The sequence below is a fragment of the Neobacillus sp. genome (assembly GCF_031988165.1).
In the GTDB taxonomy this organism is placed as follows: domain Bacteria; phylum Bacillota; class Bacilli; order Bacillales; family Cytobacillaceae; genus Neobacillus; species Neobacillus rhizosphaerae.
Map to the genome: position 1 here is coordinate 1 of NZ_DALZYO010000023.1, position 23,165 is coordinate 23,165.

Below are 23,165 nucleotides of genomic sequence, written 5' to 3' on the forward strand. Positions count from 1 at the left end.
ACGAGGAGGCTCCCCGGCACGCCCGCGGAAAGCGAAGCGCCTGGAGCGCAAATCACAAGACATGTTGAAAGGCCTATATATTAATAATATTATAATAAATTAACGCGGTTGATTATTAATGAATGTGAATAAAATAAAAGGCTGTCGAAAGTTTTTCGAAGGCCTGACAGTTCGTTTTTGAACTGTTTTTTTATTTAGTCTAAATTAGGACTTCCTTTTATAAACTAATAGAAAAGAGCAATGAGGGGAGTTCTATTCCATGAGGCTGAGTGAATTAAGTGGTAAAGAAATAGTTGATGTTAAAAAGGCTGAGCGTCTTGGCGTACTTGGCCAAACAGATTTAGAAATTAATGAAGGCACAGGCCAAATACAGGCACTGTTAATTCCTTCATTAAAATGGTTTGGTTTTCGGAAACAGGGAGTGGAAATAAGAGTGCCTTGGCAGCATATAAAAAAAATTGGCTCGGATATGATTATTATTGATGTTCCAGAAGAAGATTAGGAAAACTTCAAAAAGCTCAAGCAAAATAAATTTTGCTTGGGCTTTTTCGTTTTACTATAGGTGGAAAACTCACCGAATGAAGCCTTCTTTCATAAGATGGTGGAGTGATAACAAGAAAAGGAATTCCCAGTTGGATTTTTAAAAAAAGAAGGTGAATGTTTTCATGCTGACAGGGATGCAAATTGCCGTGATTGGCGGGGATGCCAGACAGCTGGAAATCATCCGCAAGTTAACCGAGTTAGATGCGAGATTATCGCTAATTGGTTTCGAACAGCTTGACCATGCCTTCACTGGTGCAGTCAAGGAAAAGTTGGATGAAGTTAATTTTTCAAATATGGATGCACTTATTCTACCTGTTCCAGGTACAGACCTAGAAGGCCAGGTGGAAACAATCTTTTCGAATGAGAAGGTTATTTTAACAGGAGCAATGCTGGATAAAACACTTGAAAATTGTACGATTTATTCTGGGATTAGTAATTCCTATTTAAATGGAATTACAAAACAGAGCAAACGAACTCTTGTCCAGTTATTTGAACGGGATGATGTTGCCATCTATAATTCCATCCCAACTGTAGAGGGAACAATTATGATGGCCATACAGCATACTGATTTCACGATTCACGGCTCAAATATTACAGTTTTGGGCTTAGGAAGAGTTGGGATGAGTGTGGCAAGAACCTTTGCGGCACTAGGAGCAAAGGTAAAGGTTGGAGCCAGAAGAAGTGAACATTTGGCAAGAATTACCGAAATGGGCTTAACGCCATTCCATTTAAATAATTTAGTGAATGAAGTGAAGGATACAGATATTCTTATTAACACGGCACCACATTTAATTGTTACGGCCATGGTTATTTCTAAATTACCCTCACATTCGCTCATTATTGATCTTGCCTCAAAACCAGGTGGAACTGATTTTAGATATGCTGAAAAAAGAGGAATAAAAGCATTACTTGCTCCAGGGCTTCCAGGGATTGTTGCACCCAAAACAGCTGGTCAAATTCTGGCCAATGTTCTCGCCCAACTGCTTCAGGACGATTTAAGAAGGCGAAAGGGGAAGGTAAAATGAGTTTAAGGGGTAAAAGGATTGGCTTTGGCCTAACCGGTTCTCATTGTACGTATGATGCTGTATTTCCAGAAATAGAAAAACTAGTTCTCGCCGGTGCAGAGGTAATGCCAGTTGTAAGTTTTACAGTAAAAAATACAGAAACCCGTTTTGGAAAAGGGGAAGACTGGATTGAGCGAATTGAAGATTTAACAGGACACAAGGTTATTGATTCAATTGTCAAAGCAGAGCCCTTAGGACCAAAAATCCCACTAGATTGTATGGTTATTGCGCCATTAACCGGAGTATCAATGAGTAAATTTGCTAATGCCATGAACGACAGTCCGGTTTTAATGGCTGCAAAAGCAACTCTTAGAAATTTAAGGCCAGTCGTACTAGGTATATCAACCAATGATGCACTTGGGTTAAATGGCGTAAATTTAATGAGATTAATGGCAACAAAAAATATATATTTTATTCCATATGGCCAGGATGATCCTGTGAAAAAGCCTAATTCGATGGTTGCTAGAATGACGTTGCTTTCTGAAACAGTTGAAGCAGCAATGGAAGGAATACAAATTCAGCCCGTACTTGTTGAAAGATATAATGACAAAGACTAATTCTCCCCTTCTTTCTTTAAAAAAGGTTATTTCTTAAAAGGAATATGTTAAAATAGATTAACTATTCATCAGTCGGGAGGTTTCTCCCGCTGATGATATTTTCCAAAATTGAAATGACCAAAAAATATACAGTTGAAAGATTGAAGGGAGAACAGGTAATGAGAAGCGACAATGGATTTCATGTTGCTGTTGTTGGGGCAACAGGAGCAGTAGGACAACAAATGATTCAAACACTAATCAAAGAGAATTTTCCAATTGGAGAACTTACCCTCCTATCCTCAGCCCGGTCTGCAGGGAAAAAAGTGAATGTAAATGGTCAGGAATATATAATTCAGGAAGCAAAGCCTGAGAGCTTTGAAGGAGTCGAAATTGCCTTATTCAGTGCTGGCGGCAGTGTTTCTAAGGAACTTGCCCCTGAAGCAGTAAAACGTGGTGCCATCGTCGTGGACAACACTAGCGCATTTAGAATGGATACGGATAAACCATTGGTTGTTCCTGAAGTGAACGAAGCGGACTTGCATCACCATAATGGCATTATTGCTAATCCAAACTGCTCAACGATTCAAATGGTTGTAGCCTTAGAACCAATTCGTCAGAAATATGGTTTAAAAAAGGTTATCGTATCAACCTATCAAGCGGTTTCCGGTGCAGGTGCTGCTGCAGTCGAAGAATTAATGGAACAAACAAAGTCAATTTTAAATGATGAACCATTTGAACCTGGTATTTTACCAGTAAAATCAGACAAAAGTCATTATCAAATTGCCTTTAACGCCATTCCGCAAATTGATAAATTTCAAGAAAACGGCTATACGTTTGAAGAAATGAAAATGATTAATGAGACAAAGAAAATCATGCATTTGCCAGAATTACAGGTTTCTGCAACCTGTGTCCGACTCCCAATTGCAGTCGGTCATTCGGAATCAGTTTATTTTGAAATTGAATCAGATGACGTAAGTGCAAACGACATTAAAGCATTATTAAAAGATGCACCGGGAGTTATCTTACAGGATGATCTTGAAAATCAAATATATCCAATGCCGGCAAATTGTGTTGGAAAAAATGATGTCTTTGTAGGACGTATTAGAAAAGACATCGATGAAGGCCGCGGGTTCCATATGTGGGTAGTTTCAGACAACCTGCTTAAAGGCGCTGCATGGAATTCCGTCCAAATCGCAGAAAGTTTAGTTAAATTGGGGTTAGTATAAGAAAAACAGTTGTTGCTGGAGCTAGACAGTTATCGAAGTTGAATGATAGAAAAGTATAAAGTTACATCCAAAAAGGCAGGTTTTGGTGTTATTATGAAAATTATTGTTCAAAAATTTGGCGGGACATCTGTCAAAGATGAGAAGAGCAGGAAATTTGCTCAAGGCCATATTGAAAAAGCATTAGCTGACGGTTACAAAGTAGTAGTTGTTGTTTCGGCAATGGGGAGAAAGGGAGACCCCTATGCAACTGATACACTATTATCTTTAATCGGAGGCAACTTAAGTAAAATCTCGAAACGGGAACATGATTTATTATTATCATGCGGTGAGGTTATTTCTAGCATCGTATTTACACACATGTTGCTGGAGAACGGAGTCAATGCGGTAGCATTAACAGGAGCTCAAGCTGGATTTAGGACGAACAATGACCATACAAATGCAAAAATCAACGAAATAAAATGTGACAGGCTCCTTAGAGAACTTGAAAAATCTGATGTTGTCGTAGTTGCCGGATTTCAAGGGGCTGCGAAAAATGGAGATGTTACCACTATTGGACGCGGCGGAAGTGATACATCAGCAGCAGCTCTTGGTGCTGCCCTTAATGCTGAATGGATTGATATATTCACGGATGTGGAGGGAATTATGACTGCAGACCCACGGATTGCAGAAAATGCCCGGCCGCTTTCTGTAGTTACCTATACAGAAGTTTGTAATATGGCCTATCAAGGTGCAAAGGTGATTCATCCAAGAGCAGTAGAAATTGCCATGCAGGCAAAGGTGCCCATTCGAATTCGCTCCACCTATTCCGACACCCCTGGAACATTGGTTACAACATTAAATAAATATAATCGTGGAAGTGACATAAAGGAACGAGTCGTAACAGGAATTGCACATGTTTCAAATGTCACTCAAATAAAGGTGTTTGCGAAAAAAGATCAATACTACTTGCAGTCAGAAGTTTTTAAGGCAATGGCCAATGAAAAAATCAGTGTTGATTTTATCAATATTTCGCCAAACGGTGTTGTTTATACGGTAAATGAAGAGATGACGGACAGGGCTATTCAAGTCTTAAACGCATTAGATCATGAGCCTATTATAGAACGCCATTGTGCAAAGGTTTCTGTAGTTGGGGCAGGTATTGCTGGCGTCCCAGGGGTAACCTCGAAAATTGTTACTGCCTTATCAGACAAGGGAATTCGTATTTTACAATCGGCAGACAGCCATACCACCATTTGGGTACTAGTTAAGCAGGATGACTTGGTTAAATCCGTCAATGCCCTGCATGATGCTTTTCAATTAGAAGAAGAATTAATGGAATTTAATTATACAGATTTATAAATATTATCAACAGGATATAATGTGTCATTTGAAGAAATTCAAGGATACATTTGCACATACGGCACCCCGTATGGATGGGAAGGAGTAGGAAAATGGTTCATTTCGGGCGAGTTTCTACTGCAATGGTAACCCCTTTTGATAAAAAAGGGCATATTGACTTTGCTAAGACCACTCAATTAGTAAATTATTTAATTGAAAATGGAACAGATTCCCTTGTAATTGCAGGTACTACAGGTGAATCACCAACATTATCCAAGGAAGAAAAGCTGGCATTATTCAATCATGTTGTAAAAGTTGTAAACAAAAGAATTCCAGTGATTGCTGGAACAGGAAGCAATAACACATATGCCTCAATTGAATTGACAAAAAAAGCAGAGCAGCTTGGCGTGGATGCTATTTTAGTGGTTGCACCGTATTATAACAAGCCAAATCAAGAAGGCTTATACCAGCATTTTAAGGCAGTAGCCGAAGCAACTACACTACCAGTAATGCTTTATAATATTCCTGGAAGGTCAGTAATAAACATCCTTCCAGAAACTGTGATTCGTCTTTCCAAGATACCAAATATAGTGGCAATAAAGGACGCTAGTGGGGACTTAAATGCCATGACGCAAATTATTGCCAATTCGGATGATGATTTTGTTTTGTACAGCGGGGATGACAGTTTAACAATACCTGTTCTTTCCATTGGCGGGGTAGGTGTAGTCTCAGTTGCATCTCATGTGATTGGAAATGAAATGCAAGAAATGATTAATGTGTTTATTGATGGAGAGATTGGAAAGGCTGCGAAATTACATCAGCAGTTACTGCCAATTATGCAAGGGTTATTTGCTGCTCCAAGTCCTGCTCCAGTTAAAACGGCATTGCAGGTTTTTGGATTGGATGTAGGCTCAGTAAGGCTGCCTCTTGTAGGATTAACTGAACAAGAACGGACCACGTTAATTTCACTCTTAAATAAAAAATAATAACTAAGAGCCAACCGAAACAATATCGGTTGGCTTATTTTTTTAAAAGATAAGATAAAATTTTCGACTTTGAGAATTGTCCAGCTCCAGCGCCCAGCGGCTAGTGGACTTCGCCCTTTTCCCTACGATAAGTCAACATCGGATCGCTATAGCTCTCCGTGTTTCCTTTATCTCATTCAAAGTGCTCCAGTCCATACGCCGCGCAAAGGAAGCTTGCGCTTTTCATATCTCGGCTATTTTGTGTGGGCATAGACAGCTCATTTAAGTTGTAAAGGTTTTCTTATTTCAAGTATAATAATTGTAACTGATTTCGATCGGCCTAAACACATGTAGGAGGAAACGGAAATTGATAAAGGAAAAAAATAATTCCATTAAGGTTATTGCACTTGGTGGTAATGGAGAAAACGGTAAGAATATGTACCTTGTAGAAGTGGACAAGGACATCTTCATTATTGATGCCGGCTTAATGTTCCCCGAGGAAGAAATGCTGGGCATCGATATGGTTATTCCTGATATTACCTATTTAAAAGACAACAAGGAACGGGTTAAAGCCATTTTTTTAACACATGGTCATGAAGATCACATTGGCGCACTATCCTATGTGCTCAAGGAAGTAGATGTCCCCGTTTATGGAACGAAACTGACCCTTGCCCTTGCAAGTGCAAAGTTTAAGGAGCAGGACTTCAATGGGAAAGCTCGATTTATTGAAGTGAATTCGGATACGATAGTAGACTTAGATTCCGTAAATGTCAGCTTTTTTAAAACCAATCATAGCATCCCTGATTCTGTAGGAGTTTGCATTCATACATCTGAAGGTAGTATTGTTTATACCGGTGACTTTAAATTTGATCAAGCCGCAACTAAACTATACAAACCTGAAATAGGAAAAATGGCAGCCATTGGTGACAATGGAGTCTTATGTTTATTGTCTGATAGTACCGATGCTGAAAAACCAGGCTATACAACATCTGAAGCCATCGTTGAACGTGAAATGTCCAACGCTTTTTATAATGCCCCTGGCAGAATCATTGCAGCTTGTTTTGCATCAGACATAAACCGAATACAGCATATTTTTAACGCTGCTAGAGAGAATGGCCGTAAAGTCGCAGTAGTTGGGAAGAGCCTGGAACGAATATATCATATAGCGCTCGATTTAGGGTACCTGGAAGTGGAAGAAGATTTAATTATCCCGATTAGCGAGATTAAGGATTATCAAGACCGGGAAATTGCGGTATTAATGACTGGCAGTCAAGGGGAACCTATTGAGGCCCTGCAAAAAATGGCAAAACAAACACATAAACTATTAAATATCCAAACAGGGGATACTGTTTTGATCGCTGCCTCACCGCTTAAGGGGAGTGAAGTATTTTTATTCAAGACAATCGATATGCTATTCAGGGCAGGAGCTAATGTCATTTCTGGTAAACGGACGATCCATGTTTCAAGCCATGGAAGTCAAGAAGAATTAAAATTTATGATAAATTTAATGAATCCTAAGTTTTTAATACCTGTTCATGGCGAATATCGGATGCTAAAAGCACATCGAAAATTAGCGCTGGAATGTGGCCTTACCGATGAACAAATATTCATTCTAGACCGTGGTGATGTGGTGGAATGGAAGGAAGGATCATTATCCATTACTGGTAAAGTTCCCTCTGGTAATGTTCTCGTCGATGGTATTGGTGTAGGTGATGTTGGTAACATCGTATTAAGGGATCGAAAGCTTTTATCTCAAGATGGCATTCTAATCGTGGTTGTCACCTTAACGAAACAAGAAAAGAAAATTGCCGCAGGTCCTGAAATTATCTCAAGAGGTTTTGTCTATGTTCGTGAATCAGAAAAACTAATGGATGATTCTACAAAATTAGTACGGGATATTGTAGAAAGAAATACGGCAAAAGGTTCTTTTGAATGGGCAAGCCTCAAGCAGGAAGTAAGAGATGAATTAAATCGATACTTATTTGAAAAAACAAAAAGAAGACCAATGATTCTTCCGATTATTATGGAAGTCTAATTTGAATTTCAACAGGCACTGATGCTATCAGTGCCTGTTTGTATGGTCAATATTCATGGATGAAATTGTATGAAAGGATAATACTAACTTTATCATGTATGAAGGGAGTATTAGAATGAATACCGACTTTCCAAAAAACGACACTGATAACCAGGAAGAAGGGGAGCCTCAAAAAGAGGAAAAGTCTCCTTCTACATTAATAGAAAAAATTCAGCAGCTAGGACAAACCAATGTGCCACAGTTGTCTCAGGATTCTAAAATTCATTGTTTGACCATAATCGGTCAAATTGAGGGCCATTTAGCCCTGCCGCCGCAAAACAAAACAACAAAATACGAACATATAATTCCGCAGCTCGTTGCTATTGAACAAAATCCCAAAATAGAGGGAGTTCTGATTATTTTAAATACCGTTGGCGGCGATGTAGAGGCGGGCTTGGCCATTTCAGAAATGCTAGCAACCCTATCAAAACCTACTGTCTCGATCGTGCTAGGTGGAGGACACTCAATTGGCGTGCCAATTGCTGTATCCTGTGACTATTCTTTTATTGCTGAAACCGCTACGATGACCATTCATCCTATCCGTTTAACAGGTCTTGTTATTGGAGTTCCAGCAACCTTTGAATATTTGGATAAAATGCAGGAGCGGGTAGTCAACTTTGTTACGAAGCATTCGAAAATTACAGAAGAAACTTTTAAAGACTTAATGTTTGCAAAGGGGAATTTAACAAGAGATATTGGGACAAATGTAATTGGTGTGGATGCGGTAAAATGTGGATTAATAGACGAAGTGGGCGGACTAGGGCAGGCAATGAAAAAGTTAAATAAGATGATTGATCTTCAAAAAGAAAAGAATGAGGGACTGATTCAATGATTCTTTATACGATGATGCCAAATGAACTTGTTTTTCCTTATGATAGTGAATCGGTCAGTAAACAACAAATGGTAAACTTCCAAGGAATACCACTATTAGTAGAGGCTACTGACCAACAGAATTTTCAAGTGATCCGCATCCTTAGCAGTGATCCCCAGCATTTTATGGATGAGAAAATATGCCCAGGTGCAAAAATATCTTTTACTAATCTCGAAGGATTGACGGTAATGTAGTAGTAGATTATGGTATAATTAGGTTATGAAGACAAGAGCAGCCAATCGGCTGCTTTCCTTTTTACCTTATTATTATCAGCTATTAATAATAGAAGGTAACAATAATTAAAATAATATACCACAATAAAACTACAAGGTGATCAGATGGCCAAAAAAAAGAGAAGAAAACCTAAAAAGCGAGATAACCATTTAAAACGAACCATTCAATATGAATTATCGGCACTCGTACTATTAGCGTTGGCGATAATTTCGATTGCTAAGCTTGGGGCTGTCGGTAAGGCAACTGTCCTCTTCTTCCGGTTTTGGATGGGTGAATGGTACATGTTATGTTTACTTGGATTGGTAATATTAAGTGTTTATTTGATGTGGAAACGAGAAATGCCCTTTTTCTTCCATATAAAATTAGTTGGCAGCTATTTTATTGTTTCTGCCATCCTATTGTTAAGTCATGTAACTTTATTTAATTTGCTTACGAATGACGGGAGATTTAAAGACCCTAGTGTGATCGGAAACACTTGGGAGTTATTTATGATGGAACTTAAAGGAGATACCAGTACCACCGACCTTGGGGGCGGAATAATTGGAGCAATCTTGTTTGCATTATTTCATTACTTATTCGCTGAAACTGGTACGAAAATTATCGCTTTTATTTTCATTATTATTGGAATTATACTTATTACCGGAAAATCGTTTGGAGATATCATTGGTAAAATTCTCATTACCGGTATTGATTTTTTAAAAAATCAATGGGAAGCCTTTAAAATGGATATGTCTGAATGGAAACAAAAAAAACAAGAACGCAGTAATGAAAGAAAATCACATAAGAAGCCAGAAAAACAAAATCCTTCAAGTGAAAACAGACCGATTATAAACAGTCAGAAGCTACCGGAACAAGATGAGACCAGAATACCTGAACCGATTATATCTAGTTTTTCAGACCGAGCATATGTTGAAGAGGGCCTAAAAGAAAATCAAAAAGTACAATCAAAAAGTACAAAGAGTAGCCATGATGAAGATGTGGAAGATCAAACCCCTCCAATTACATTTACAGAAGTGGAAAACGTGGCTTACGAATTACCGCCACTAAAACTCCTAAAGCTTCCCAAAAAAACCGACCAAAGTGGAGAATATGAATTAATTCATGCAAATGCGGCCAAGCTTGAAAGGACCTTCCAAAGCTTTGGCGTAAAAGCGCGTGTCACACAAGTACATTTAGGACCAGCTGTAACAAAATATGAGGTGCATCCTGATGTTGGAGTGAAAGTTAGTAAAATTGTCAGCTTAAGTGATGATTTAGCCTTAGCACTTGCTGCTAAAGATATTCGGATAGAAGCTCCTATCCCTGGAAAATCTGCGATTGGTATTGAGGTTCCCAATTCTGAGGTAGCGATGGTTTCCCTTCGTGAAGTACTAGACGCTACCCAAAATGATAAGCCGGATGCCAAACTTCTCATTGGACTTGGCAGGGATATTACTGGTGAAGCCGTTCTAGCAGAATTAAATAAAATGCCCCATCTGCTAGTAGCAGGAGCAACAGGAAGTGGGAAAAGTGTCTGTATAAATGGGATTATCACGAGTATTTTAATGCGGGCAAAGCCACATGAAGTAAAGTTAATGATGATTGACCCGAAAATGGTCGAGTTAAATGTTTATAACGGAATCCCCCATTTGCTGGCACCTGTTGTAACAGATGCAAAAAAAGCTTCACAGGCCTTGAAAAAGGTAGTTAATGAAATGGAAAGGCGTTATGAACTGTTTTCTTATACCGGGACACGAAATATTGAAGGCTATAATGATCATATCAGAAGGCATAATTTAGAGGAAAATGATAAGCAACCGTTATTACCATATATTGTCGTCATTGTTGATGAGCTAGCCGACCTAATGATGGTAGCCTCTTCGGATGTAGAGGATTCGATTACTAGACTTGCGCAAATGGCTCGCGCTGCAGGCATTCATTTAATTATCGCCACCCAAAGGCCATCCGTTGATGTCATTACGGGAGTAATTAAAGCAAATATTCCATCCCGTATTGCCTTTGCGGTATCAAGTTCAACCGATTCAAGAACCATCCTGGATATGGGGGGAGCAGAGAAGCTACTTGGTCGCGGTGACATGTTATTCTTACCAGTGGGGGCATCAAAACCAGTCAGGGTTCAAGGTGCATTCCTTTCAGATCAAGAGGTTGAGGAAACCGTAGAATTTGTAATTTCTCAGCAAAAGGCACAATATCAAGAAGAAATGATTCCTGATGATATACCTGAAGTAACAGGTGCGGTCGAAGATGACCTATATGACGAAGCGGTTGAGCTTATCATTGATATGCAAACAGCATCCGTTTCCATGCTACAGCGCCGCTTCCGAATAGGCTATACAAGAGCCGCTCGTTTAATAGACGAAATGGAGGTTCGTGGAGTAGTAGGCCCATATGAAGGAAGTAAACCTCGTGCTGTTTTACAATCTAAGCCTAAGGAAGAACAAAGTTCATAATTAGTATAAAAAAAAGAGCTTTTGGCTCTTTTTTTTATACTAATTTACTGAAAATTTGATACTATAGTAATAGGAGGTGAATGCCGATATCAAAGAAAAAATAGCTATATTTTACTACAAAGTCTCACTTTTTATATTTTAGTATTTAATTATAGCAGATTTTCTCCTGAATAATTAGGTAACTTTATGACAATTATTATCTTCTGACCTTTTTTCGACAAAATTTTGAATTCCTATTTATTTATCACAAAAAAAATGTTAATATAAATCTCGATTAGTAGGAATGATATCAGATGTCTGATGTCTTAGGAAAAAGGCTGGAGGAAACAGCATGTCAATAAAGTCAGATAACCGACATTTATACTTACAAGTAATCGATCGGTTAAAGCAGGATATGGAAGATGGAGTATACAAAGAAAAAGAAAAATTACCTTCAGAATTCGATCTTGCCAAACAGCTTGGTGTAAGCAGGGCAACCCTTAGGGAAGCTTTACGCATCCTTGAGGAGGAAAATGTTATCGTAAGGCGCCATGGAGTTGGTACCTTTGTTAATGCAAAGCCATTGTTTACTTCAGGGATTGAACAACTTAATAGTGTTACTGACATGATTAAACAGGCTGGAATGAAACCAGGAACCATTTTTTTAAGTTCATCAACACAAAGTCCAACCGAAGAGGATATTCGTCGTTTCGCATGTTCTACTAGTGAGGATATTGTCGTGATGGAGAGGGTCAGAACCGCAAATGGAGAGCCGGTCGTCTACTGTGTCGACAAGGTCCCTGAACGCATTTTGCCGGAAACCTTTTCTCATGGAGAAGAATCAATCTTCAGCATTTTAGATGAGGAATCCAACCGGAGAATTACATACGCGGTTGCCCAGATCGAGCCGATTGGCTATCATGAGAAAATTTCCCCAATTCTAGAATGTGACCCAGAAACAGCATTGTTGGTTTTAAAACAAATGCATTTCGACGAAATGGATGAACCTGTCCTATTCTCGGTAAACTATTTTAAAGCTGATAAATTTAGTTTTCATGTATTAAGGAAAAGACCATAATTTTTATAATCCTTTTTGAAAACGCAACCAGTCATGCTTTAGAACATTTCTACTAAATCAAACATCATTCATAGGGGGTACAATACCTTGAAAAAGCGTAAAATTGGAATGGCGCTATCACTAGTTCTTGCTGCTGGAACACTTTTAGGTGCTTGTGGAAAAAGTGATACTAACAAACCCGCAGATACAACTAAAGGTGGAGAAAAAGAAAAAGCATTCTCTGTTGCAATGGTTACGGATGTCGGCGGTGTTGACGACAAATCATTTAACCAATCTGCTTGGGAAGGTCTTAAAGAATTTGGTAAAGACAACGGCTTGAAAAAAGGTAAGGGTGGATTTGATTACCTTCAATCCACATCAGATGCTGATTACTCTACTAACTTAAATACGCTTGCCCGCCAAGGTTTTGATTTAGTATACGGTATCGGATTCTTAATGCATGCTGCTGTTGATGAAATTTCTCAACAACAAGCAAAATCAAAATTTGCAATCGTCGATGATGAAGTGAAACAGCCAAACGTTGCGAGCGTAATGTTTAAAGAGCAAGAAGCAGCATTCCTTGCTGGTGTTGCAGCTGCCCTACAAACAAAAACTAATCATATCGGTTTCATTGGTGGTATGAAAATTCCTGTAATCGAACGTTTTGAATCTGGTTTCTTAGCTGGTGTTAAAGCTGCTAAGCCAGAAGCAAAAGTTGACGTTCAATATTCTGGAGCATTTGATAAAGCTGAACTTGGCGGAACAATCGCTTCTAAAATGTACTCTACAGGTGCAGATGTAATATTCCATGCTGCCGGTGCTACAGGAAATGGTTTATTCAAAGAAGCTGGTGACTTAAAGAAAAAAGATCCATCGCGTGAAATTTGGGCAATCGGTGTAGACCGTGACCAAAACGACATGGGTCCTGATGTTGTTCTAACTTCTGCTATGAAACGTGTTGACGTAGCAGTTAAAGACCTTTCCACTAAAGCAAAAGATGGCAAATTCCCTGGTGGACAAACCACTACTTATGGCTTACAAGAAGATGGTGTTGGCTTAGCACCAATTAACAGCAAAGCATCAAATAAAGATGCTATCGATAAAGCTGTTAAAGAATGGGTTGAAAAAATTAAATCAGGCGCTGTTAAAGTTCCTGGTACGCTTGAAGAATTAAAGACTTTTAGTGCAAAATAATACTAATTGAGGAATAAGCGGGTTTTAGAATCTGCCTGCTTATTCCTTCTTAATTGAAAATCCTAATTGAAGCGTAGAATACTTATTCTACTTTTCACTTAAGATTTTAACTGGGGAGGAATTCCCCGTTTTTTTAAACCTAAGTAAGGTCTGACCTCTTACTACTATTGGTCATTTTTTCCTTTTACCTTTATTACAGGGAGTGAGATAAGATGGATTATGTAATTGAGATGCTCAACATTCGAAAGGAGTTTGGTGGCTTCGTTGCGAATGATAACATTACCCTACAATTAAAGCAGGGTGAAATTCATGCTTTGCTCGGTGAAAACGGTGCCGGAAAATCAACGTTAATGAACGTTCTTTTCGGATTATACCAGCCAGAACAAGGTGAAATACGCGTAAAGGGGAAACCAGTTCACATTTCTAACCCTAATATTGCTAACGATCTTGGAATTGGAATGGTTCACCAGCATTTTATGCTTGTTGACAAGTTTACCGTTACTGAGAATATCATCTTAGGTAAAGAGATTACAAGCGGAGGACAAATAAACATTAAAAAAGCAGAAAAAGAAGTTCGGGAGATTTCGGAACGTTATGGATTGGCCGTTGACCCACAAGCGAGAATTTCAGATATCACGGTGGGAATGCAGCAACGGGTAGAAATCTTAAAAACTCTATACCGTGGTGCTGAAATTTTAATTTTTGATGAACCAACAGCTGTATTAACTCCGCAAGAAATAAAAGAACTTATACAAATAATGAAAACGCTTATTAAAGAGGGTAAATCCATAATCCTTATTACCCATAAATTGAAAGAGATTATGGAAGTTGCCGATCGCTGTACCGTTATCCGTAAAGGAAAAGGAATTGGGACAGTTACTGTTAGTGAAACAAATCCAAATGAACTTGCTAGTTTAATGGTCGGTCGTGAAGTTGTTTTTAAAACAGAAAAGAATCCATCTACACCAAAACAGGATGTTTTGGAAATAAAAGACTTAGTGGTAAAAGATACACGTGGTGTTACTGTGGTAAACGGACTCGATCTACACGTACGTGCCGGTGAAATTGTCGGTATTGCAGGTATAGATGGAAATGGTCAATCCGAATTTATTGAAGCTATTACGGGTTTAAGAAAGTCGGAAAGCGGTAGCGTCAAAGTTAATGGCAAACAATTGATGGGATTTTCTTCACGGAAAATTACCGAATCAGGAGTAGGTCATATTCCGCAAGACCGACACAAGCATGGATTGGTCCTGAATTATCCGATTGCTGAAAATATGGTTTTGCAAACCTACTATAAGAAGCCTTTTTCCAAAAACGGTATTCTAAATTTTAAAGAGATCTACAATAAAGCAAGAACATTAATTAAAGAGTTTGATGTTCGGACACCAAGTGAATATACATTGGCTCGTGCTCTTTCCGGGGGGAACCAGCAAAAAGCAATTATCGGCCGCGAAGTTGACCGTAATCCAGACTTGCTTATTGCAGCACAGCCAACTCGAGGACTTGATGTTGGGGCAATTGAGTTTATTCATAAACGTTTAATTGAACAGCGAGATCATGGAAAAGCTGTTTTACTAGTTTCTTTCGAGCTTGATGAAATTATGAATGTCAGTGATCGGATCGCTGTTATTTATGAGGGGAAAATTGTTGCTGTTGTCAATCCAAAAGAAACGACTGAACAAGAACTAGGATTGCTAATGGCTGGCTCGAATAGAAAGGAAGCGGGGGAAGAAACACATGTCTAAACGCTTACGCAGTATTTTAACACCAATTATTGCTGTGCTTTTAGGAATTATTGTTGGGACCATTATCATGTTAGTGAGTGGTTACAATCCCGTTGATGCGTATACCGCATTATGGAACGGGGCATTTGGTGATGTTTATTACACAGGAGAGGTAATAAGACAGGTTACACCATATATTTTAGCTGGTCTTGCTGTTGCCTTTGCTTTTAGAGTTGGTTTGTTCAATATCGGTGTAGAAGGACAATTTATAGTTGGGTGGCTTGCAGCAGTTTGGGTAGGGGTTGCCTTTGATCTTCCTAAAGTGATTCATTTGCCTCTAGCAATAATAGCTGCAATGGTTGCCGGTGGTCTTTGGGCATTTATCCCTGGATTACTTAAAGCACGTTTTCGCGTACACGAAGTTATTGTTACCATTATGATGAACTATACAGCATTGCACACTGTTAACTACATTATCCGTACTAAATTAAACCAGGGATCTGCAAAAACTGGTATGATCCATGAATCAGCGTCACTACGTTCTCCTTGGCTTCAGGAACTCACGACCCACTCCACCATGCACTGGGGTATTGTGATCGCAATTATTTGTTGTTTCATAATGTGGTTCCTACTTGAGAAAACAACACGAGGCTTTGAACTACGTGCGGTTGGATTTAATCAAGATGCAGCACATTATGCTGGTATGAGTGTTAATAAAAATATCATTCTTTCAATGGTAATTTCCGGAGCCTTTGCTGGAATAGCCGGTGCTATGGAAGGGTTAGGTACATTCGGTTATATGGCAGTTCAAGGCGGGTTCACAGGTGTTGGTTTTAACGGGATTGCCGTTGCATTATTAGGAGGAAATACGGCGCTTGGTGTATTTTTCTCTGCTTTATTATTCGGTGCTTTAAAAATTGGAGCATTATCAATGCCGCTTGAGGCAGGAGTGCCAAAGGAACTTGTTGATATCATTATTGCGTTGATTGTTTTCTTTGTTGCGTCTAGTTATATTATTCGAGTAGTTCTAGATCGATTCAGTAAAAAGGGGGTGAAGTAAGTGACCTTAATGCAAATTTTAATGATTGTAATTCCATCCACATTATTATGGGCTGCTCCACTTATCTTCACATCATTGGGCGGTGTTTTCTCCGAACGTTCCGGTGTAGTAAATATCGGATTGGAAGGACTAATGGTCATTGGCGCATTCTCTTCAATCGTGTTTAACTTAACATTTGTTGGTACATTCGGTAGTGCCACACCATGGATTGCCTTATTGGTTGCAATGCTTGCAGGTGCGATTTTTTCTATCCTTCATGCTGTCGCATCGATTACATTCCGTGCTGACCATACTGTTTCTGGGGTTGCCATCAACCTGTTAGCAACAGGACTTACATTGTTCCTTATCAAGTTGATTTATAATAAAGGTGAAACAGATATTATTAAACAAGGCTTTAGCAAGGTAGACATCCCAATTCTAAAGGATATCCCTGTAATTGGAAAAATTTTCTTTCAAAACACCTATTGGACATCCTTTGTAGCGATTATTGTCGCCGTTATTGCTTGGTATGTTATTTATAAAACTCCATTTGGCTTACGACTTCGTTCGGTGGGTGAACACCCAATGGCTGCTGACACAATGGGGATTAACGTTACCAAAATGCGATACCTTGGTGTTATTATTTCCGGAGCGCTTGGTGGAATTGGCGGCGGCGTTTATGCCCAATCGATTTCTTCAAACTTTAGTCATGCAACAATCAGCGGACAAGGTTTTATGGCGCTAGCAGCAATGATTTTCGGTAAATGGCATCCACTAGGTGCTATGGGGGCGGCATTGTTCTTTGGTTTTGCCCAAAGTATTAGTATCATTGGTTCAAGCTTACCTTATTTAAAAGAAATCCCAGATGTATATTTATTAATTGCTCCATATGTATTGACTATTTTAGCCTTAACTGGTTTTATCGGTCGTGCAGAAGCTCCAAAAGCAGATGGGGTTCATTACATCAAAGGAAGCAGATAAGATATATTCTAGAACCCTCGGTATCGAGGGTTCTTTTTAATATAAACAAGGTGTTATTACTTGCCAGATTTAATATTGTCAAATTATAGTAAGAATAGGCATATATTACATTGGAAAAGATAAAAAGAAAAATGTTTACATATTTTTAAGTTAGCGCTTTAAATAACAAAGGAGGAATGTAAATGGACGCTGTCACAGAAAAAATAACAGACATGAATGGGTTCAACCTCCATGTCATTGAAACAAATAAATTCAAAACCAATACCATTGTTTGGAGAATGAAAGCTCCGTTAACAAAAGAGGATGTAACGAAAAGGGCCCTTCTTCCCTATGTTCTACAAAGCAGCTCTGCAAAATATCCACAGACAACAACACTTCGATCATACCTGGATGAACTTTATGGTGCGATGCTGTATGTTGATTTAGCTAAAAAAGGCGAATACCATATTATGAGTTTTACCATAGAAATTGCAAATGAAAAGTTTTTAAGCAATCCAAGCCCCTTATTGAAAAAAGGATTTGAATTATTGACAGAAATATTAACCAAACCTAACGTCAGGGGAAATGCCTTTGACAAAGAAACAATTGAAAATGAAAAACGAACGCTAAAATCTAGAATTCAATCCGTTTTTGATGATAAGATGCGCTACTCCAATGTCCGTCTTCTAGAAGAAATGTGTAAGGGTGAAGCATATGCCCTGCAAGTGAATGGGGAAGCAGCAGATGTTGATGCAATTACACCGGAGAATTTATACGACTATTACCAAAAGGCCTTTTTAGAGGATGAAATGGATCTTTATGTGATTGGTGATGTAAAAGAGGAGGAAGTAAAAAATTTTGCATTGGAACTTCTTCCATTTGAAAATCGCTCCCCTAAGCCCGTTGTAAATCAGGAAGTGAGGAAAAAAGAGGAAGTTAATGAAGTGATAGAACAGCAAGATGTGAAGCAAGGGAAATTAAACATGGGTTATCGAACAAATATTGTTTACGGTGACGAGGATTATTTTGCCCTTCAAGTTTTTAATGGGATATTTGGTGGATTTTCACACTCCAAGTTATTTATCAATGTCCGTGAAAAAGCAAGTCTTGCTTACTATGCAGCCAGCCGATTAGAAAGCCATAAAGGCTTAATGATGGTTATGTCTGGGATAGATTTGAAAAATTATAATCAGGCTGTTGGAATCATCCACGAGCAAATGGAGGCAATGAAAAATGGTGATTTCACAGACCAGGAGTTAGCACAGACAAAGGCTGTAATCCAAAATCAAATTTTGGAAACCATCGACACAGCTAGGGGTTTAACAGAAATTCTTTATCATAATGTTGTGGCACATTCCGATATCAAACTAAACACTTGGCTTACTGAAATGCAAAAAATAACAAAGGATGAAATTGTGGCGGTCGCAAAGAAGATACATCTTGATACCATCTATTTCTTAACAGGAACGGAGGCAGCAAAGTAATGGAGAAAATTACTTTTGACCAGCTTCAGGAGGAGCTATATCACGAAAAAATGTCAAATGGACTAAATGTCTATATTTTGCCAAAGAAAGGCTTCAATAAAACGTTTGCGACCTTTACCACTAAGTATGGGTCGGTAGATAATACTTTTGTTCCGTTAGGAAAAAATGATTATGTAAAAGTACCTGATGGGATCGCCCATTTTCTAGAACACAAGTTATTTGAAAAGGAAGAAGGAGATGTTTTTCAGCAATTTAGCATGCAGGGGGCATCTGCTAATGCATTTACCTCCTTCACCCGGACGGCCTATTTATTTTCGAGTACTTCCGATATAGAAAAAAACTTAGAAACACTGATTGATTTTGTTCAAGAACCATATTTTTCTGAAAAAACGGTGGAAAAAGAAAAAGGAATTATCGGTCAAGAAATCACGATGTATGATGATAACCCTGATTGGCGCTTATATTTTGGTTTAATCCAAAACCTATATCAAAATCATCCTGTAAAAATCGACATTGCTGGAACAATTGAATCTATTTCGCATATTACCAAGGATTGGTTATATGAGTGTTACAATACCTTCTATCATCCAAGCAACATGCTTTTATTTATTGTTGGTCCTGTTGACCCTGAATCCTTTATGAATCAAGTTAGGGAAAATCAAGCAAAAAAAGATTACAAGGATATGCCGGAAATCAGGCGTCAATTCAAACAAGAGCCTGCAAAAGCGGCAGAGAAAAAACAAGTGCTGCAAATGAATGTCAAAACCTCAAAATGCTTAGTTGGTATAAAAGCACTTCATGTGGATCAATCTGGAAATGAAATGTTAAAAAATGAATTAACGATGAATGTGCTTCTAGACCTATTGTTCGGGAAAAGTTCAGAAAATTATAATCAGCTCTATAATGAAGGTTTGGTTGATGAAACCTTCTCATATGACTATTCACAGGAATTTGGCTTTGGGTTTGCGATGATTGGCGGTGACACCAAAGATGCAGATCAGCTTGCTGAAAGGCTGGAAAAAATGCTTATCGCTACCAAGTCAGGAAATGCATTTACACAAGATCAATTAGAAAGGGCGAAAAAGAAGAAAATTGGCACATTTCTGCGTTCAATTAATTCACCTGAATATATCGCCAATCAATTTACACGCTATGCATTTAATGAAATGAATTTATTTGATGTTGTGCCAACACTAGAAAAAATTTCTTTACATGATGTCCAATCTTTGGCAGAGGAAGTTATATCTGAAGAACGCTTTTCTGTATGCCAGATAATACCCAAAAAGTAAAAATAGGAAAGCGAAACGAGCAGCCCCGAAAAGTATAAGTGGAGCTGGCTAGTAGATTTTACATTTCCTTCTTAACGAAGTGAATTATGTCCTAGTGAAGGAGTAGTGTTAAGCTGGACAGATAAGGATGGAGCGTCGTTTTCAAGGCGCTTTTTTCCTTATTTATGTTTATTTTATAGAGAGAGTGATATAAATGAAGAAATATGTACTTATAACGGGAGCGAGTGGAGGAATCGGTCAAGCAGTTGCCTGGAACCTTGCAGCAAAAGGATATCATTTATACTTACATTACAATAAAAATGAACAATCAATTAAATCCTTAATCGAAAACCTTGTGCCATTTGGCGGAGAGTATCTTCCGATTCATGCTGACTTGACTAAAACTGAGGGCTACAAATCAATAAGCTCACAAATTTTTTCTTTAGATGCAATTATCCATTGTGCTGGGAACAGTAAATATGGTTTACTGATGGATTTGAAGCAACAAGATGCAGAATCTTTACTGAATGTTCACGTATTAAGTCCGATAATGTTAACAAAAGAGTTGCTACCGAAATTATTTAGTAAAGGTTCAGGTAATATCGTTGTAATTAGTTCCATTTGGGGCCAAACAGGTGCCGCTTGTGAAGTGGCTTATTCTGCAGCTAAAGGGGCTCAGATTGCGTTTGTAAAGGCACTCAGTAAAGAAGTAGCTCTAAATGGTATTCGTGTTAATGCGATTGCCCCTGGTGCTGTTGAAACAAAGATGATGGATGGTTTTACGGAGGAAGAGGTAGACCGAATTTCTTTTGAAGTTCCAATGGGCAGACTTGGACAGACTGATGAAATTGCAAGATGTGTCGCTTTCTTGCTTTCTGATGACTCTTCCTATATTACCGGGCAGGTTCTTGCTGTTAATGGTGGCTGGTACATATAAAATTCACAAGTTTACATGAATAGTTTACGCCTCTTGTTCGCAAAATAACCTTGTACTACTCTAAAGGAGGTAATGTGATGTCTGTTTTAGATAATTGGAAGCAGTGGCAAGAATTCCTTGGTGATCGTCTTCAACACGCAGAAAATGAAGGTATGAGTGAAGGGGCAATAAACACTCTTGCATTTCAAATTGGGGATTATTTAGCAAATCAAGTAGATCCAAAAAATGAGCAAGAGAGAATTCTTTCTGACATGTGGTCTGTTGCTGATAAGCAAGAACAACAGGCAATTGCGAATATTATGGTTAAACTTGTAAAGGAATAATGATAAGAGAGGAGGTTTCTCCTCTCTTTTTTATTTTATCAATAACAGTTTTAATCCCTTCATGCTAATTTGCTGTTAAAAAGTGTTATTCTCTTTGTTTTTCCTTTCATCTTCATTCAAAATCATTTATTATAAGGGTTAGATAAGGATTTGCGAAAAATTTGTCGAAACTTCTTTTTAGGAGGTTTTTATTAGTGAAAAAAGAATGGTACTTAGAATATGAGATTCAAAAAAACCGCCCTGGACTTTTGGGGGACATCTCATCCTTATTAGGAATGCTTGCTATTAACATTGTAACCATCAATGGTGTGGATGAAGGCAGACGAGGTTTGCTTATTTTAGCAAAAGATGATGATCAAATTAAACGGCTTGAGTCAATTTTACATACAATGGATACAATAAAATTAATCAAACTAAGAGAGCCGAAATTACGAGACAGACTTGCTGTTAGACACGGGCGATATATTCAAAGAGACGCAGATGATAAAAAAACATTTCGCTTTGTGAGGGATGAGCTTGGATTATTAGTGGATTTTATGGCAGAATTATTTAAGCAGGATGGACATAAGCTAATTGGTATTCGCGGAATGCCACGTGTTGGCAAAACAGAATCACTTGTTGCCGCAAGTGTTTGTGCCAATAAACGCTGGTTATTTGTCTCATCTACTCTATTAAAACAGACCATTCGTAATCAACTAATTGAAGATGAGTACAACGAAAATAATTTGTTTATTCTTGATGGAATTGTTTCGACAAGACGAGCAAACGAACGTCACTGGCAGCTCGTCCGCGAAATCATGCGATTACCATCTGTTAAGGTAGTGGAACATCCAGATATCTTTGTACAAAACTCAGAGTACACGCTTGAGGATTTTGATTATATTATTGAACTTAGGAATGACGCGGATGAGGAGATTACATACGATATTGTCGATCAGCATAATATGTTCTCCGGATCTGATTTTGGAGATTTTGATTTTTAATTAATTGGAAGGTGTTAAAAGGTGACTGAATTAGGGAATCGACTAAAAGAAGCTCGATTAGCCAAAGGATTAAGCTTGGATGATTTACAATCCATGACAAAAATTCAAAAGAGATATTTAATTGGGATTGAAGAGGGAAACTATTCGAGTATGCCCGGAAATTTTTATGTGCGTGCCTTTATTAAACAGTATGCGGAGGCATTATGCCTTAATCCTGATGAAATTTTTGAAACTTATCAAAGTGAAATTCCAGCTTCTTACAATGAGGAATTACCGCAGCAATTATCAAGAGTGAATACTCAAAAAAACATTACTGGAGGAAATTCGAAAATCTATAATATTCTTCCTAAAATCCTCATTACTGTGTTTATCATTGGCATAGTTAGTCTTGTATATATTTTAATTACTAATTATGCAGGGAAAGGTTCGAATGAATCGATTAATAAAAAAAATGACACGGTTAAATTTATTAAGTCTGATCTAGACAAAGCAAAAGGAAATGAAAAAGAGAAGGATAAGAAAAAAGACAATGGAAAAGACAAAGAAACAACTAAGCAGGAAGAAAAGAATCCACCTATAGCCGAAACACCTAAACAAGAAATTACAGTTGTACAAAGTAGTCGAAAGAATTCTACATATGAACTAAAAAATGCTGATAAATTTGTTGTCAAATTGGTCTCAAAAGGACAAACATGGGTTAGTATTAAAAATGGGAAAGGGAATTCCTTTTTTCAAGGTACTCTAAAAACACCTGAAAATGGTGGACCCGAGAGCCAAACCGTAGATCTAACGGCAGAAAGCAGTGCTGTCATTAGGGTTGGAAACGCGGCGGAAACTGAAATCTATGTAAATGACCAAATGCTTGAGTATGCAGTTGCACCGACTAATGATGTTCAGAACATTACGATTCAATATGTTCCGAAGAGCGAATAGT

The 23,165-nt window shown here is 38.2% G+C and carries 21 protein-coding genes; all 21 read left to right on the plus strand.

All coding sequences use genetic code 11. The features are described 5' to 3' along the window. Nucleotides 1–259: 259 nt before the first annotated feature. The 21 genes from RTR43_RS14820 (at nt 260) to RTR43_RS14920 (ending at nt 23,164) form a co-directional block, all read left to right on the plus strand. Nucleotides 260–502, plus strand: a complete 243-nt coding sequence (locus RTR43_RS14820; protein WP_248733567.1) for a YlmC/YmxH family sporulation protein — start codon at nt 260–262, stop codon at nt 500–502. A 163-nt stretch (nt 503–665) separates the two neighbouring features. Continuing rightward, nucleotides 666–1,568: a dipicolinic acid synthetase subunit A gene (dpaA, locus tag RTR43_RS14825; protein WP_312473020.1), complete on the plus strand. Its 903-nt coding sequence runs from the start codon at nt 666–668 to the stop codon at nt 1,566–1,568. Beyond that, the gene (gene dpaB, locus RTR43_RS14830; RefSeq protein WP_312473021.1) at nt 1,565–2,164 is read left to right on the plus strand and encodes a dipicolinate synthase subunit B; all 600 of its coding nucleotides are present in this window, start codon (nt 1,565–1,567) and stop codon (nt 2,162–2,164) included. Before dpaA ends, dpaB begins: the two co-directional genes overlap by 4 nt. Nucleotides 2,165–2,322: 158 nt before the next feature. Further along, complete coding sequence (gene asd / locus RTR43_RS14835; protein WP_248733744.1) at nt 2,323–3,369, plus strand: aspartate-semialdehyde dehydrogenase; 1,047 nt, start codon at nt 2,323–2,325, stop codon at nt 3,367–3,369. A 93-nt stretch (nt 3,370–3,462) separates the two neighbouring features. Next, entirely contained in the window at nt 3,463–4,707 is a 1,245-nt protein-coding gene (gene dapG, locus RTR43_RS14840) for an aspartate kinase (protein WP_312473022.1), read from the plus strand. 92 nt (nt 4,708–4,799) lie between these two features. Further along, nucleotides 4,800–5,672: a 4-hydroxy-tetrahydrodipicolinate synthase gene (gene dapA, locus RTR43_RS14845; RefSeq protein ID WP_312473023.1), complete on the plus strand. Its 873-nt coding sequence runs from the start codon at nt 4,800–4,802 to the stop codon at nt 5,670–5,672. A gap of 346 nt (nt 5,673–6,018) precedes the next feature. Next, nucleotides 6,019–7,686 (plus strand): ribonuclease J, encoded by a 1,668-nt coding sequence (locus RTR43_RS14850; protein WP_312473024.1) that lies wholly within the window; start codon nt 6,019–6,021, stop codon nt 7,684–7,686. Nucleotides 7,687–7,801: 115 nt separating this feature from the next. After that, nucleotides 7,802–8,557 carry a ClpP family protease gene (locus tag RTR43_RS14855; protein WP_312473025.1) on the plus strand — a complete coding sequence of 252 codons (756 nt, stop codon included), beginning with the start codon at nt 7,802–7,804 and terminating at the stop codon, nt 8,555–8,557. Beyond that, on the plus strand, nt 8,554–8,790 hold the full coding sequence (locus tag RTR43_RS14860) for a YlzJ-like family protein (protein WP_312473026.1): 237 nt from the start codon (nt 8,554–8,556) through the stop codon (nt 8,788–8,790). The genes RTR43_RS14855 and RTR43_RS14860 overlap by 4 nt, the downstream gene beginning before the upstream one ends. Nucleotides 8,791–8,934: 144 nt before the next feature. Then, on the plus strand, nt 8,935–11,280 hold the full coding sequence (locus tag RTR43_RS14865; protein ID WP_312473027.1) for a DNA translocase FtsK: 2,346 nt from the start codon (nt 8,935–8,937) through the stop codon (nt 11,278–11,280). Between the two features lie 331 nt (nt 11,281–11,611). Then, nucleotides 11,612–12,337, plus strand: coding sequence for a GntR family transcriptional regulator (locus tag RTR43_RS14870; protein WP_312473028.1), 726 nt, complete (start codon nt 11,612–11,614; stop codon nt 12,335–12,337). An 87-nt stretch (nt 12,338–12,424) separates the two neighbouring features. Continuing rightward, complete coding sequence (locus RTR43_RS14875; protein ID WP_312473029.1) at nt 12,425–13,510, plus strand: BMP family lipoprotein; 1,086 nt, start codon at nt 12,425–12,427, stop codon at nt 13,508–13,510. Between the two features lie 212 nt (nt 13,511–13,722). Beyond that, entirely contained in the window at nt 13,723–15,258 is a 1,536-nt protein-coding gene (locus RTR43_RS14880; protein ID WP_312473030.1) for an ABC transporter ATP-binding protein, read from the plus strand. Beyond that, a complete protein-coding gene (locus RTR43_RS14885; protein WP_312473031.1) occupies nt 15,251–16,297 on the plus strand; it encodes an ABC transporter permease in 1,047 nt (348 codons plus the stop codon). The genes RTR43_RS14880 and RTR43_RS14885 overlap by 8 nt, the downstream gene beginning before the upstream one ends. Then, complete coding sequence (locus RTR43_RS14890; protein WP_312473032.1) at nt 16,298–17,257, plus strand: ABC transporter permease; 960 nt, start codon at nt 16,298–16,300, stop codon at nt 17,255–17,257. 182 nt (nt 17,258–17,439) lie between these two features. Continuing rightward, the gene (yfmF, locus tag RTR43_RS14895; protein ID WP_312473033.1) at nt 17,440–18,720 is read left to right on the plus strand and encodes an EF-P 5-aminopentanol modification-associated protein YfmF; all 1,281 of its coding nucleotides are present in this window, start codon (nt 17,440–17,442) and stop codon (nt 18,718–18,720) included. Continuing rightward, complete coding sequence (yfmH, locus tag RTR43_RS14900; RefSeq protein WP_312473034.1) at nt 18,720–20,009, plus strand: EF-P 5-aminopentanol modification-associated protein YfmH; 1,290 nt, start codon at nt 18,720–18,722, stop codon at nt 20,007–20,009. The genes yfmF and yfmH overlap by 1 nt, the downstream gene beginning before the upstream one ends. 193 nt (nt 20,010–20,202) lie before the next feature. Next, the gene (ymfI, locus tag RTR43_RS14905) at nt 20,203–20,925 is read left to right on the plus strand and encodes an elongation factor P 5-aminopentanone reductase (RefSeq protein ID WP_312473035.1); all 723 of its coding nucleotides are present in this window, start codon (nt 20,203–20,205) and stop codon (nt 20,923–20,925) included. 77 nt (nt 20,926–21,002) lie between these two features. Continuing rightward, nucleotides 21,003–21,248, plus strand: a complete 246-nt coding sequence (locus RTR43_RS14910) for a DUF3243 domain-containing protein (protein ID WP_312473036.1) — start codon at nt 21,003–21,005, stop codon at nt 21,246–21,248. 194 nt (nt 21,249–21,442) lie between these two features. Beyond that, the gene (locus RTR43_RS14915; protein ID WP_312473037.1) at nt 21,443–22,231 is read left to right on the plus strand and encodes a DUF3388 domain-containing protein; all 789 of its coding nucleotides are present in this window, start codon (nt 21,443–21,445) and stop codon (nt 22,229–22,231) included. Between the two features lie 21 nt (nt 22,232–22,252). After that, a complete protein-coding gene (locus RTR43_RS14920) occupies nt 22,253–23,164 on the plus strand; it encodes a helix-turn-helix domain-containing protein (protein ID WP_312473038.1) in 912 nt (303 codons plus the stop codon). The last annotated feature ends 1 nt before the right edge of the window (nt 23,165 follow it).